The sequence below is a fragment of the Luteitalea sp. genome (genome assembly GCF_022842525.1).
Lineage (GTDB): Bacteria > Acidobacteriota > Vicinamibacteria > Vicinamibacterales > Vicinamibacteraceae > Luteitalea.
The window spans coordinates 23,133-35,888 of sequence record NZ_JALHPM010000016.1; the positions used below are offsets into that span (position 1 = coordinate 23,133).

Annotated in this window: 10 protein-coding genes; 7 read left to right on the plus strand and 3 right to left on the minus strand. The window is 71.2% G+C overall.

Translation table 11 applies throughout. The features are described from left to right. Window positions 1-18: 18 nt before the first annotated feature. Window positions 19-1,986, plus strand: coding sequence for a YjhG/YagF family D-xylonate dehydratase (locus Q0C41_RS05335; protein ID WP_291981626.1), 1,968 nt, complete (start codon window positions 19-21; stop codon window positions 1,984-1,986). Between the two features lie 103 nt (window positions 1,987-2,089). Continuing rightward, window positions 2,090-3,220: a Gfo/Idh/MocA family oxidoreductase gene (locus Q0C41_RS05340; RefSeq protein ID WP_291981628.1), complete on the plus strand. Its 1,131-nt coding sequence runs from the start codon at window positions 2,090-2,092 to the stop codon at window positions 3,218-3,220. Between the two features lie 99 nt (window positions 3,221-3,319). Here Q0C41_RS05340 and Q0C41_RS05345 read toward each other — a convergent pair whose 3' ends face one another. Next, window positions 3,320-4,186 (minus strand): hypothetical protein, encoded by an 867-nt coding sequence (locus Q0C41_RS05345; RefSeq protein ID WP_291981629.1) that lies wholly within the window; start codon window positions 4,184-4,186, stop codon window positions 3,320-3,322. A 32-nt stretch (window positions 4,187-4,218) separates the two neighbouring features. Further along, window positions 4,219-6,690 (minus strand): PAS domain-containing sensor histidine kinase, encoded by a 2,472-nt coding sequence (locus Q0C41_RS05350; RefSeq protein ID WP_291981631.1) that lies wholly within the window; start codon window positions 6,688-6,690, stop codon window positions 4,219-4,221. Between Q0C41_RS05350 and Q0C41_RS05355 the strand changes: the two genes are divergently transcribed. Next, window positions 6,689-7,675, plus strand: coding sequence for an AlkA N-terminal domain-containing protein (locus tag Q0C41_RS05355; RefSeq protein WP_291981634.1), 987 nt, complete (start codon window positions 6,689-6,691; stop codon window positions 7,673-7,675). The genes Q0C41_RS05350 and Q0C41_RS05355 overlap by 2 nt on opposite strands. Here the strand turns inward: Q0C41_RS05355 and Q0C41_RS05360 are convergent. Further along, complete coding sequence (locus Q0C41_RS05360; RefSeq protein ID WP_291981636.1) at window positions 7,659-8,189, minus strand: superoxide dismutase family protein; 531 nt, start codon at window positions 8,187-8,189, stop codon at window positions 7,659-7,661. The genes Q0C41_RS05355 and Q0C41_RS05360 overlap by 17 nt on opposite strands. A 302-nt stretch (window positions 8,190-8,491) precedes the next feature. Between Q0C41_RS05360 and Q0C41_RS05365 the strand changes: the two genes are divergently transcribed. The 4 genes from Q0C41_RS05365 (at window position 8,492) to Q0C41_RS05380 (ending at window position 12,743) form a co-directional block, all read left to right on the plus strand. Continuing rightward, a complete protein-coding gene (locus Q0C41_RS05365; protein WP_291981638.1) occupies window positions 8,492-9,523 on the plus strand; it encodes an NAD-dependent epimerase/dehydratase family protein in 1,032 nt (343 codons plus the stop codon). Continuing rightward, the gene (locus Q0C41_RS05370) at window positions 9,520-10,161 is read left to right on the plus strand and encodes a type II CAAX endopeptidase family protein (protein WP_291981640.1); all 642 of its coding nucleotides are present in this window, start codon (window positions 9,520-9,522) and stop codon (window positions 10,159-10,161) included. Before Q0C41_RS05365 ends, Q0C41_RS05370 begins: the two co-directional genes overlap by 4 nt. A 114-nt stretch (window positions 10,162-10,275) precedes the next feature. Further along, complete coding sequence (locus Q0C41_RS05375) at window positions 10,276-11,031, plus strand: hypothetical protein (protein WP_291981642.1); 756 nt, start codon at window positions 10,276-10,278, stop codon at window positions 11,029-11,031. Window positions 11,032-11,138: 107 nt separating this feature from the next. After that, window positions 11,139-12,743, plus strand: a complete 1,605-nt coding sequence (locus Q0C41_RS05380) for a hypothetical protein (RefSeq protein ID WP_291981644.1) — start codon at window positions 11,139-11,141, stop codon at window positions 12,741-12,743. The last annotated feature ends 13 nt before the right edge of the window (window positions 12,744-12,756 follow it).

Genomic DNA, 12,756 nt, shown 5'->3' on the forward strand with positions numbered 1-12,756 from the left:
GACGAGCGGAAGGCGTCGATGGCCCCTTCCGTCCCCCTCGCGCTCGATCGCGGTGACGCCGCGATCTACGGCATCACGACAGCTGCCCCCGGCCCCGCGGGGCAGCTGCCGCTGACGGCCGACGACCTCCTGCAGAAGCCGAGCGGCGACTTGTTCGGGTGGTCGCTGGACGTCGGCATGGGCTGGGCCCCTGGCGCCGTGCGGCAGCCGCAGATGCTGCTGCTCAGCACCCTTGGCGGCATGCGCGAGCCGGACGGCTCGCCGCTCGCCCTCGGCTATCACACCGGACACTGGGAAGTCGGCCTCCTCATGCGTGAGGCAGCGCTGACCTGTCGCGCCAGCGGCTGGACGCCGTTCGCCGGGTTCTGCACCGATCCCTGTGATGGGCGGTCCCAGGGCACGCCGGGCATGTTCGACAGCCTGCCCTATCGCAACGATGCCGCCACCGTGCTGGGGCGCCTGATCCGGTCGCTGCCGACGCGATCGGCGGTCCTCGGCGTCGCCACGTGCGACAAGGGCCTGCCGGCGATGCTGATGGCCGTGGCAGGTGCCGGCGACCTGCCCGTCGCGATCGTGCCCGGCGGCGTCACGCTGCCGGCGACCGATGGCGAGGATGCCGGCACCGTCCAGACCATCGGCGCGCGGTTCTCGCACGGGCTGATTTCGCTCGAGGAAGCCGCGGCGCTCGGCTGCCGCGCGTGCGCCTCCCCAGGGGGCGGGTGCCAGTTCCTGGGGACGGCGGCCTCGGCGCAGGTCGTGGCCGAAGCCCTCGGCCTGGCCGTGCCGCACAGCGCGCTCGCGCCGTCCGGGCAGGCCATCTGGCTGGATGGCGCCGCGAGGGCCGTGCACGGCCTGCAGGCCCAGCGCGGCCTCGGGTGGACGGCGCGCACGCTGGTCACCGATGCGTCGATTCGTAATGCGATGGTGACGCATGCGGCGTTTGGCGGGTCGACCAACCTGCTGCTGCACGTCCCGGCGATTGCGCACGCGGCCGGCCTGGCGCGGCCCGGGCTCGAGGACTGGATGGCGGTCAATCGCGCCGTGCCTCGCCTGGTCGACGCCTTGCCGGCCGGGCCGCATCCCACCGTGCGCGTCCACCTCGCTGGCGGGGTGCCCGAGGTGCTGCTGCACCTGCGCGCGCTCGGCCTGCTCGACACGCGCGTCCCGACCTGCGCCGGCGTGACGCTGGACGAGGCGCTGGACTGGTGGGCCCAGAGCGAGCGTCGCACCCGCTGCCGGCAGGTGCTGCGCGACCGCGATCGCGTCGACCCCGACACCGTGATCCTGCCGCCCGCCTCGGCCGCCGTCGTCGGACTCTCCAGCACCGTGTGCTTCATGCGCGGCACCCTTGCGCCCGACGGCGCCATCGTCAAGAGCACGGCGATTGCCCGCGACCTGCTCGGCGAGGACGGCGTGTACCGTCATGTCGGCCCGGCGCGCGTGTTCACGAGCGAGGCCGACGCCATCCGTGCCATCAAGGCGCACGACGAGACGGCGCTGGCGCCCGGGGAGGTGGTGGTGGTCGCCGGCATCGGGCCGATGGGCACCGGCATGGAGGAGGTCTACCAGGTGACCTCCGCGCTGAAGCACCTGCCGACGCTGCGCGGCACACCGCTCCTGACCGATGCCCGCTTCTCCGGCGTGTCGACCGGGCCGTGCGTCGGGCACATCGGCCCAGAGGCGCTCGCGGGTGGGCCGCTCGGGCGCTTGCGTGACGGCGACCTCGTGCACGTCGTCATCGACACGCGGGCGCTGACCGGCACCGTGGACCTGGTGCGGCTCGACCCGGCAACCAGCGCCCTCGTGCCGGATCCCGAGACGCTGGCCGAGCGGGCGCCGCATCCGGCGCTGGCGCCGCACCCCAAGCTGCCGGATGCCACGCGCCTGTGGGCGGCGTTGCAGGCCACCAGTGGCGGCACCTGGGGCGGCTGCGTCTACGATGTCGACGCGATCACGGCAAGGTTGGCTGAGCGCCCTGCCACGTAGCCGCCGTTCCCGAGTCGTGGCCGCCGGACCTGTCCGGCGGTCTGCGTGGCCCGCGCCGGACAAGTCCGGCGCCTACATCGACAGCGATCCCGTGAGGCACTCCATGCGTACGCCGACGACATCACGACGACAGTTCCTGCAGGCCACGGGACTCACCGTGGCCGCCACCTCGCTCGCCGGCGTCCGGGCACGCGCCCAGCCGCGCCTGCCGGGGCCGCCCGAGAAGAAGCTCGGCTTCGCCATCGTCGGGCTCGGCAGCCTGTCGATCAACCAGATCCTGCCGGCGTTCGCGCACTGTCGACACGCGCGGGTGACGGCCCTGGTCAGCGGCGATGCGGCCAAGGCGAAGACGCTCGCCACCGCGTATGGCGTGCCGGCGTCGGGCCTCTACAGCTACGACACCTACGACCGCCTCAAGGACAACCCCGACGTGGACATCGTGTACGTGGTGCTGCCCAACAGCATGCATCCCGAGTACACGGTGCGGGCGCACACGGCCGGCAAGCACGTGTTGTGCGAGAAGCCGATGGCCAACACGCCGCAGGAGTGCGAGACGATGATCGCGGCGGCGAAAGCGGCAGGCAAGAAGCTGATGATCGGCCATCGCCTGCGCTACGAGCCGTACAACATGGCGATGATCCGGATGGCGCGCGAGCAGGAGTTCGGCAAGCCGAAGGTCATCCTGTGCGAGGCCGGTTTCAGCATCGGCGACCCGAAGCAGTGGCGCCTGAACAAGCAGCTCGCCGGCGGTGGATCGCTGATGGACATCGGCATCTACGCGCTCAACGCGGCGCGGTACCTCTCGGGTGAGGAGCCCGTCGCCATCAACGCGTTCTCGTACACCACGCCCGGCGACGTGCGCTTCGCCGACGGTGTCGAGGAGACCATCAACTTCCAGCTGCGGTTCCCGAGCGGCATCCTGGCCAACTGCGTCTCCAGCTACGGCGTCGGCCTGAACCGCTTCCGCGTGCATGCCGAGAAGGCCGCGTTCCAGCTCGAGCCCGCGCTCAGCTACAGCGACCTCCGGATGCAGGTGATTCGAGGCGGGACGGTCGAACTGCGATCGCTGCCCGAACGCAACCAGTTCGCCCTCGAGATGGATCACATGGCCGAGTGCGTCAAGGGCAACACGGAACCACGCACGCCCGGCGAGGAAGGCCTCAAGGACCTGCGCGCCATGATGGCGATCTACGAGGCGGCGAAGACAGGGAAGACAGTCACGTTGAATGGCTGACGAACGCAGAACGCAGAACGTAGAACGCAGAACAGCCCGCAGGGGTAGGGCCGGCTCTCCGAGCCGGCCGTCACCGCCCGAAGCCGCCCCCGACAGGACTCAACGCGGCCGCTGGCGCTGGCTCGTGGCGACGACGACTTCGCCGCCGACGATCATGGCGACGGCGACGAGAGTGGTGGCCGAGGGCGTGCCCTCGGTGAGGCGCGAGGCCACCAGCGCCACCACCGCCTGCACCGGCGCCTGGGCCGAGAGCACCCACAGCGGCAGGTGCGTCAAAGCGGCGAAGCGGCAGAGGAACAGGCCGATCAGCACCAGGGCGCTGACCGCGCCGAGCGCCACGGTGCTCATCGCGAGCGGCGGCATCGTCGCCGGACCCAGCAGCAGGGCGAGCGCCACGAACCCGATCGTGTTGACCCAGTGTCGCCACACCGTGAGCGTGGTGGACGCGGCGAGACCACCGGCCCTGGCCAGACGGCTGGCCCCGAGATACCCCGCGAGTGAGGCCGCCACATAGACGCCCGCCGCGGTCAGTCCGCTCGTGCCCACGGCGCCGTTCCACACGAGGAGCAGCCCGCCCGCCAGCGCCAGGCCTGCGCCGGCCAGTCCGGCGCGCGTCCACGGCTCGCGCAGCACGAGGATGGCCACCGGCGCCTGCACCACCCAGTCCAGCCGCGTGAGGAAGACGTACTCGGCCACGCGCGGGCTGCCGGCGAGCCCGACGTAGAAGGCGATGCCCGCCACCAGGAAGCCCGCCAGGCTCATGACGAAGGCGCCACGCCGGCCTGGTGCCAGCAGCGCCCGCGTCTCGGCGTCCAGTCGCTCGCGCCCGCGAGGGACCGCGAGCATCAGCAGCAACCCGACGGCTCCGAGGCCGTAGACCAGCGCCGTCCCGGGCAGCAGGGTGGTGCGCGCGATGACGGCAGCGACGATGAAGGGCGACACGCCGGCCAGCGCATGCGACGCCAAGCCAAGGGCGAGGCCGCGCGAGGTGGGCGATGTCAGGATGCGTGCTCCGCGCTGGGCACCCGGGGCATGTCCAGCACCTCCCGCACCTTGCGCGCCAGTTCCGCTGGCGTATAAGGCTTCTGGATGAAGGCCACGTCCGATTCCAGCACACCGTGTCGCATCACCGCATCGTCGGTGTAGCCGCTCATGAAGAGCGTGCGCGCCTGCGGCAGCGTCGGGCGCAGCCGTCGCACCAACTCTGGGCCACCGATGGCCGGCATCACGATGTCGGTCAGCACGAGATCGATGGGCCCGGCGTGCGCGGTCGCCACGCGCAACGCGTCCTGACCGTTGGTGGCTGCCACGACGCTGTAGCCGTAGGACGCGAGCGTGCGCACGACCAGACCACGCACGCTCCCTTCGTCCTCGACGACCAGAATCGTCTCGTCGCCGCCGACGTGCTCGGGCAACGCAGGCGACTCCTCCTTGAGGCCCGCGTCGTCGACGGCCGGGAAGTCGAGCGTGAACGTCGTGCCTTGCCCCGGCTCGCTGCGGACCTCGCTGCGGCCCCCACTCTGCTGCACCACGCCATGCACCATCGCCAGTCCGAGGCCGGTGCCCCGACCCGCCGGCTTGGTCGTGAAGAACGGGTCGAAGATGCGTGCCACGACGTCCGGCGTCATCCCGGACCCCGTGTCGCTCATCGTCAGTCTCACGTGGGCACTGCCGTCGAGCATGACCGAGGACGTCTCGATGCGCAGGTGCCCACCGGTGGGCATCGCGTCACGCGCATTCACGGCCAGGTTCATCAAGACCTGCTCCAGCTGGCCGGGATCCACCTTGACGTGGGCCAGCACCGGCGCGAGGGACGTCGTCAGCAGGATGTCCTCGCCGATCAGGCGCCGCAACATCGTGCTGATCGTTGCCACGACCACGTTGAGATCGAGCACGCGCGGCTGCAGCAGGCTCTGGCGGCTGAAGCCGAGCAACTGCCGCGTGAGCGTCGCGGCACGTTCGGCGGCGTCACGAATGGCGCGCACCGACTGCGGCACGTCCAGTGCCGCGCGCGGGGGCGACAGCAGCAGCTCGCTGTAGCCGATGATCAGCGTCAGCAGGTTGTTGAAGTCGTGCGCCACGCCCCCCGCGAGCCGGCCGACCGCCTCCATCTTCTGGGCCTGCTGGAGCTGTTCTTCGAGGCTGCGACGCTCCGTCACGTCCTCGGCCAGCGACAGCACGCCGGTGAAGGCGCCGGTCTCGTCCACGAGCGGCGTGTTGTGCCATTCGCAGATGATCGTGCGGCCGTCACGCGTCCGGTTGCGGATCTCGCCGTGGGCGTCCATGCTGCCGGCCATGATCTCGTCGAAGCGCCGCGTCACCTCCTCCTGGGACTCGGTGGGCACGATGAGGTCGAACGGATGCCTGCCCAGGACCTCGGCCTCCGTGAAGCCGAACATCCGCTCGGCGGCGGGATTCCAGCGTACGTAGCGAAACGTCGCGTCGGTCAGCACGTAGGCGAGCGGCATGCGCTCGATCTGCAGTTGCAGCCGGTCCAGCAGATGCGCCCGGTCGGCTTCGGCGCGCTTGACGTCGGTGATGTCGCGGGCAATCCCGATCAGGCCGACGATGCCGCCGCCCCCATCGCGCAGGGGCACCTTGTTGGTGAGAGACCAGCGGAGCGTGCCGTCGGCCGTCGGACTCGGCAGTTCCTGATTGAACAGCGGAGTGCCCTGGAGGACCTGCTCGTCGTGGTCGCGGGAGGTGCGGGCTTCCGCGGGCGGCACGAGGTCGTCGTCGGACCTGCCGAGCAGGTCGGCCTCGCGTGTCAGGCCCAGCTGAGTCAGCAGTGCCGCGTTGCCGCGCTGATACCGGCGGTGGGTGTCCTTGGCGAAGATGACGTCCGGCAGCGCATCGATCAGCGTGCGCAGCAGCGTGTGCTCGCGTTGCAACGACGCCCGTGCGCCCATCTCCCGATCGAGGGTGCCCTGCAACGTGCTCACGACCATGCCGACGGCCGCCGTCTGCATCAGGTTGACGAGCGCAAAGTTCAACGTCACCACGATCCACGCGGTGACGTCCGTGCCCCACGTCGGCGCCAGCATCCCTGGCGCTCCCCAGCCGATCGCCCCGATGACGAGCAGCGTCAGCGAGCTGAGCACCGACGTGACGAATCCAGGATGGTAGCCCAGCAGCAGGGTGGCCACCGTGGTGAACCCGAACAGGGAGATCTGGCTGATCGGGCCCACCCAGATGAGCAGCCCCACGGCCAGCATGTAGAACACCAGGCAGAAGCCGATCGCCCGCCCCATGTAGGAGAGGGACGGCGAGAAGTGCAGGACGCCGATGACGACGATGGCGATCGTGTCGATGAGGGCGATGCCGAGGACCCCGACGCGCAGCGACAGGTACAGGCTCGGGACGTACACGACCAGCCCGCACCAGAACGTCAGCCGGAGGATCAGCGCGAGCAACCGGACCTGCCAGGTTCGCGGCGTCTCGATCACGGCTGACGGCGGGAGGAGGGACATGCGCGCACCATGCTGGCTCGTCCATGGGGCCGGCGTCCAGTGCTACCGCACCCCAACCGGGGCTGCGATGATGCCCGATATGGGCAGCGAGACCGACGGGGCGGTGTGGGCCGACTACCGGGGCGCCTACGCCTGGCCGGCGATGCTGGCGTGGCTGGCGGCGCGGGCCGTCGACGGCGTGGAGGCGTGCGGCCCGACGGAATACCGGCGCACCTTCTGCATCGACGGCGTGCCTGGCGTCGTCAGTGTCACCCCCGCGCCGGCACGATCCGCCATCGCTGTGCGCCTCTCGACGCTGCGGCCGGTCCCGCGTGAGGCCATCCTGTCGCGTCTGGTGCGCGTCCTCGATCTCGACCGCGAGCTCGAGGACATGGCGCAACAGCTCGGCGGCGACCCGTGGATGGCGACGCTGCTCGCCCGGCATCCCGGCGTGCGGGTTCCGGGGGGCTGGGAGCCCTTCGAACTGGCCGTCCGCGCCGTGCTCGGACAGCAGGTGACGGTGACGGCCGCGCGTGGGCTGGTCTCGCAGGTGGTCCAGATCTGTGGCGAGTCGCTTCCCCCATCGCTCGGGGGCGCGTCGCTGCACCGGACGTTCCCCACGCCTCGGGCCGTGGCTGCGGCCGATCTGTCCCCCCTGCGCATGCCGGGCAGTCGTCGCGCCACGCTGACCGCCCTCGCCCGCGCGGCCCTCGACAACCCGCGCCTCTTCGACCCGACGACGCCGCTGGAGGCGAGTCTGGCGCGGTTGTGCGCCGTGAAGGGCATCGGCGCCTGGACGGCGCACTACATCGCGCTGCGCGCCCTGCGTGCGCCCGATGCGTTTCCCGCCAGTGATGTCGGCTTGTTGCGTGGCGCCGCGTCCGAGACGGGCGTGCGGCCCCCACCAGCGGTGCTGCTGGCGAGGGCCGAGGCCTGGCGGCCATGTCGCGCCTATGCGGCGCAACTGCTGTGGACCGAGGAGCGCCGCGTCAGTGTGCCGCGGTGATCACGCCGCAGGCGATGCGATCGCCGGCGTTGCCCGCCGGATCGGACTTGAGGTCGTCGGCCTTGGCGTGAATCACGAGGGCCGTGCCGCCGTTGGCAAACAGCGAGTTGGGGCCCTTCCCGAGCGTCACCGCCGTGTTGGTCACGGTCTTCTCGAGCGTGCCGTCCGCGCCTACGGTGATGTTGGGCATGTCGCCGGCATGATGCCCGTTGGGGTTCTGGAGCCCATGCTGCTTGGTGGTCGGGTTGAAGTGCGGCCCGGCCGAGGTGAACGCCGGCCCTTCACACTTGGCGACGGCGTGGACGTGAATGGCGTGATCGCCCGGCGGCAGTCCCTTCAGCGAGACGGCAATCGAGACCCCCTCGCCGGCCGGCGAGATCATCGCGTGGCCGACGGCCTGGCCCTTGCCGTCCTGCAGGTTGACGTGAATCGGCGCGGGCGTCTGGGCGGCGCCGACCATGCCGAGCGCGAGAAGCGCTGCGGCGCCGAAGATGAGGCCAAGCTGGCGTTGCATGCGGGTATTCCTTTCGATGAGCCCCCGGGAGGTCCGGAGGCGACGTGATCTCCTTCCATCCTAGAGGACGCGGACACGGTTTGGCACACGGAACCTCGACGCATCTCGACGGTGAACACATCCGGACGCCTCGGCGAGGCGGCCCTCCCATCTCCGAGGCGACCCCGCATCTCGGCGGGCGGCGCTGACGCAACGCGATACAGCTGGTAAGCATCGGCTTGCCGGCGCGGCTGGCTGACGCGGCCGGACCCGCCTCAGCCCAGCGGACTCGACTGGCGTGGTTCTTGAAGCAGGACCCTGCCATGACCCTCGTTCCCACGGCACGTCCACCGGCCGCTGTCACCCCTGGTCCGCGCCCGCGCGTGCTCGTCACCGGCGCGACCGGGTTCGTCGGCTCGCACCTGGTGCCCATCCTCGCGCGCACCGGTGCCGACGTCGTCGGCGGCACCCGTGATGTGGCGCGAGCGAGACACGACCACCCCGACCGCGCGTTCGTGGCGCTGGATCTGTTGCGACCCGAGACCGTCCACGCGGCGCTGCAGGGGTGCACGCAGGCGGTGTATCTCGTCCATGGCATGGCCAGTGCCGACCACGAGTACGAACGGATCGAACGTGAGGCGGCCCTGACGTTTCGCGCCGCGGCGGCCGCGGCTGGCGTGCAGCGAATCGTGTATCTCGGCGGCATGCGGCCGGCCGGTCCGCCCTCACGGCACCTCCGCAGCCGCCTGGCGACCGGAGAGATCCTGCGCGAGGGGCCCGTGCCGGTCATCGAACTGCAGGCGACGATGGTCATCGGGAGTGGCAGCGAGAGCTTCCGGATGGTGCGGGATCTGGCGGCCCGCCTCCCGGTCATGCTGCTGCCGGCGTGGCTGGACAGCCGCACGCAACCCATCGGCATCGTCGACGTCGTGCAGGCGATCGTGCTGGCGCTTCGCCTGGACACCAGCGAGAGTCGGGCCTGGCCGCTGCCCGGCCTCGAGACCCTGACGGCCCGCGCGATCATCGAGCGCACGGCTGGTTTGCTCGGCCGGCGGCCATACACTGTCCAGGTGCCATTCGTGACGCCATCGCTTTCGGCGTACTGGATCGGCCTGATCACGCGTGCCGATCCGCACCTGGCCGCCGAACTCGTCGAAGGGTTGCGGACCGACATCCTGTCGCCAGACGATGGGTTCTGGGCGGTGTATCCGCAGTATCGCCGCCAGTCGTTCGACGAGACCGTGCGGCGGGCGCTGGCCGGGGAGGCCGACGAGTTGTCGCAGATGGCCCTGTTCGTCGAGGAGGCGGCCGAGTGGGTGACACCGAAGGACGATCACGCCGCCGCCGTGTCATGACCCTCCGTTCCACGCCGCCGAGGACGACCCTGCTCTGGCAGGGCCTGTTGCTGGTGGCGCTCAATGTCAGCTGGGCCCTGGTGATGGCCCGTTTCGGCCGCGGCGACATCTACTGGGTGGTGGGGGTGCATGCGGTGCTGGTCGCGCTGGTGGTCGTGGCGGTGCGCGGCGTGCCGCGGCGTGCGGCCTTCCGCCTGCGCGGCCGTGACCTCGCGCTGGGCGTCGCGGTCGGTGTGCTGATGACGGTGGGCACGTACGTGGCCTTCGAGGCAGCGCGGGCCCTCGTGCCGGAACTGGCGACGCATGTGTCGCGGCTGTATCGCGCGGCCGGGACCGAGACGCCGGCCGTCGCCCTGGCGTGGACGCTGGTGATCCTGACGGCCGAGGAACTGCTGTGGCGGGGCGCGTGGATCGACGTCTGGAGCGCGCGCCTGGGCGCGACGGTGGCGGCAGTCACGAGCGTGCTGGCGTTCTCGCTGACGCAACTGGGCAGCGGGTCGATCATCGTGGCCGTGCTGGCCTGCACCTGTGGCGCGATCTGGACCGCGCTGCGGATGTACACGGGCCGTGTGGGGCCTGGCCTGATTGCACACGCCATCTGGACGCCGACCGTCATCCTCTTCCATCCGGTGGTGTGAGCGTTCGCGGTGTCAGACCCATCCGGTGCCGGGCGTTGTCGGGCCATGCACGCACCGGACATTGCCGAGGGCCCGTCGAGGTGGTACGCTGAGTGGGAGGCGAAACAAAAACGAATGTCTCTCCCGCGCTCGCGTGCACATCTCGAAGCGTTGCTGCAGGCTCGTCGGCTCGATGGCACCCTCGCCGGTCGGGTGCCTGCCACCGGCGTGCTGTCCACGGGCTTGCCTGAACTCGACACCACGCTCGGCGGCGGCTGGCCTCGCGGCCATGTCTCCGAAATCGTCGGGCCGGCGTCTTCGGGACGCACGCGCGTCCTGGTGTCCACGCTGGCGGCGGCGACCGCGCGTGGCGACGTGGCCGCGTGGATCGACACGGTCGACCGTGGCGACCCGGCGGGCGCGGCCGCGGCGGGGGTGAGGCTGTCGCACGTGCTCTGGGTGCGCGGGATGCCGCTGTCGCCCGGGGTGCTGGCGTTGCGACCTCGTCGGGGTGATCCCGATCTCACGCACACGGTGGTGCAGCGGGCGATCAAGGCCGCGCATCTGGTGGCGCAGGCGGGTGGCTTCGGGGTGGTGGCGCTGGATCTGTGCGACATCCCGGCGTTCGTGCTGCGGACGATTCCCTCGTCCACGTGGCTGCGGTTGCACCGCGCCATCGAGGGACGCGAGACGATGCTGGTGATCCTCGCGGCCGATCCGATCACGCGCAGCGCGGGTGGGGTGTCGGTGCGTGTGCAGGGGCGCCCGCGCTGGGAAGGCGAGACCGCGCGCTCGTGCCGGCTCGCCGGCATGGACTGCGCCATGCGCGTCGTCAGCAGCCGGGCCGCCGAGGGCAGCACGCGCGAGGTCCAGGTCGCCCTGGCGGGATAGACGGAAATTTCAGAATGGCAGGAATTTCACAATGTCACGACCACCGCCATGCGTCGAGTTGCTGACCATGGTGGTGAAATTCTGAAATTCTGAAATTCTCCAAGCCCATGTTCGCAGCCCTCCATCTCCACTCGTGCCCTCCTGATCTGACGCGTGAGGACATCCTGACGCGTCTGTCGGCGGTGGCGGCCGACATGACACCGCGCTGGGAGCGCCTGACGGCGCGCACGCTGGTGCTCGACGTCTCGGGGCTGCAGCGCATTCTTGGTGGTCCCGAGGAGATCGCGGCGGCCGCACGCACCCTGGCGCGGGATCGCGACCTCGAGGTGCGTGTGGCGGTGGCGCCGACCTGGGTGGCGGCGCTCATCCTGGCGTCGGCGGGTGTCGAGGCCGTCGTCGCACGGGGGCACACGCCCCCGGCCCTCGCGCCCTTGCCGGTGGAGGCGCTGGCGGCCGTGCCCGGCGTCGATCTGGCGCTTGTCGGGGCCGTGCGCGTGCGTCGGTTGGGCGGGGCGCGCAATTATCGGCTGTCGGCGGGGCAGGGGCTGGTCGGTGGAGGGGCGGTGCCGGATCGTCAGCCGCCAGACGCCGAGACCGAGACCCTCGTGGACGATGCCCCGCTCCGGATGCCGAGCGGGCGTCCCTGGCCCGATGTGCGAGCCACGCTGGAGCGCTGGGGCATCACCACGTGTGCGCAGCTGGCGCGCCTGCCAGCGGCCGATCTCCAGGCCCGGCTCGGGGAGCGTGGGCTCTGGCTGCAGCGCCTGGCGGTGGGCCTGGACCCGCGTCCGCTGCGGGGGCAGCCGGCCGACGAGGCGTTCTCGCAGTCGCTGGAGCTCGAGTGGCCGATCGAGGGGCTCGAGCCGCTGTCGTTCGTGCTCGGCCGCGTCCTCGATCCGCTGTGTGCGCACCTGGAGGCGCGCGATCGCGCCGCGGCCGTCGTGCGCCTGTCCCTGCAGCTCACCGATCGCCAGACCCATGTGCGCGAGATCGAACTGCCGGTGCCGGTGCGCGAGGCGCGGGTGCTGCGCACGCTGCTGCTGCTCGATCTCGAAGCGCATCCGCCGCATGCCGCCATCGATCGCCTGACGGTGAGCGTCGACGCCGTGCCCGGGCGGATCGTCCAGTTCTCGCTGTTGCGCAAGGCGCTGCCGTCCGACGATCAGCTGGCGGCCCTGCAGGCCCGGCTCACCGCCCTGATGGGCGCGGGCCGGTGTGGCGCCCCCGCGCTGGTGGATTCCCATCGTCCCGGAGACGTCGCCCTGGCGCCGTTCGTGCCGACTGGGGTGGAGGGGCAGGACACGGGGGCCGGCGCGTGGCTGGCGGCGCTCGGGCTCACCGCCACCAGGGAGGCCGGGCGTGCCCGCGAGGACGCGCGCGAACCGGCGCGCGAAGGCTGGCTCGACACGGCGGGCTATCACGTCCGTCGGTTGCGGCAGCCCTGGCCGGTCGTGGTGGTGCTGGGCCAGGGGCGCATCCCGCGGGCCATCCGCTTCGGGGTCCGATCGCGCGACACGGTCTTTCGCGATGGCCCGATTGCCCAGGCGGCCGGCCCGTGGCGATCGTCGGGGGCATGGTGGCAGCCGTCCACCGAGAGCGATGGCGCGTGGGATCGCGATGAGTGGGACATCGCGCTCGAGAGCGGCGCGGCCTACCGGATCTTCCAGGATCGCAAGACGCAGCAGTGGTGGGTCGAGGGCGAGATCGACTGAGGCGGCCCTCCCA

What these genes read in the sequence shown, in the direction of transcription:
- Q0C41_RS05370 (WP_291981640.1), top strand. Translation starts at nt 9,520, where the DNA reads ATGACCCTCCGTTCCACGCCGCCGAGGACGACCCTGCTCTGGCAGGGC.
- Q0C41_RS05340 (WP_291981628.1), top strand. Translation starts at nt 2,090, where the DNA reads ATGCGTACGCCGACGACATCACGACGACAGTTCCTGCAGGCCACGGGA.
- Q0C41_RS05365 (WP_291981638.1), top strand. Translation starts at nt 8,492, where the DNA reads ATGACCCTCGTTCCCACGGCACGTCCACCGGCCGCTGTCACCCCTGGT.
- Q0C41_RS05350 (WP_291981631.1), bottom strand. Translation starts at nt 6,690, where the DNA reads ATGTCCCTCCTCCCGCCGTCAGCCGTGATCGAGACGCCGCGAACCTGG.
- Q0C41_RS05360 (WP_291981636.1), bottom strand. Translation starts at nt 8,189, where the DNA reads ATGCAACGCCAGCTTGGCCTCATCTTCGGCGCCGCAGCGCTTCTCGCG.
- Q0C41_RS05375 (WP_291981642.1), top strand. Translation starts at nt 10,276, where the DNA reads ATGTCTCTCCCGCGCTCGCGTGCACATCTCGAAGCGTTGCTGCAGGCT.
- Q0C41_RS05335 (WP_291981626.1), top strand. Translation starts at nt 19, where the DNA reads ATGGCCCCTTCCGTCCCCCTCGCGCTCGATCGCGGTGACGCCGCGATC.
- Q0C41_RS05355 (WP_291981634.1), top strand. Translation starts at nt 6,689, where the DNA reads ATGCGCGCACCATGCTGGCTCGTCCATGGGGCCGGCGTCCAGTGCTAC.
- Q0C41_RS05380 (WP_291981644.1), top strand. Translation starts at nt 11,139, where the DNA reads ATGTTCGCAGCCCTCCATCTCCACTCGTGCCCTCCTGATCTGACGCGT.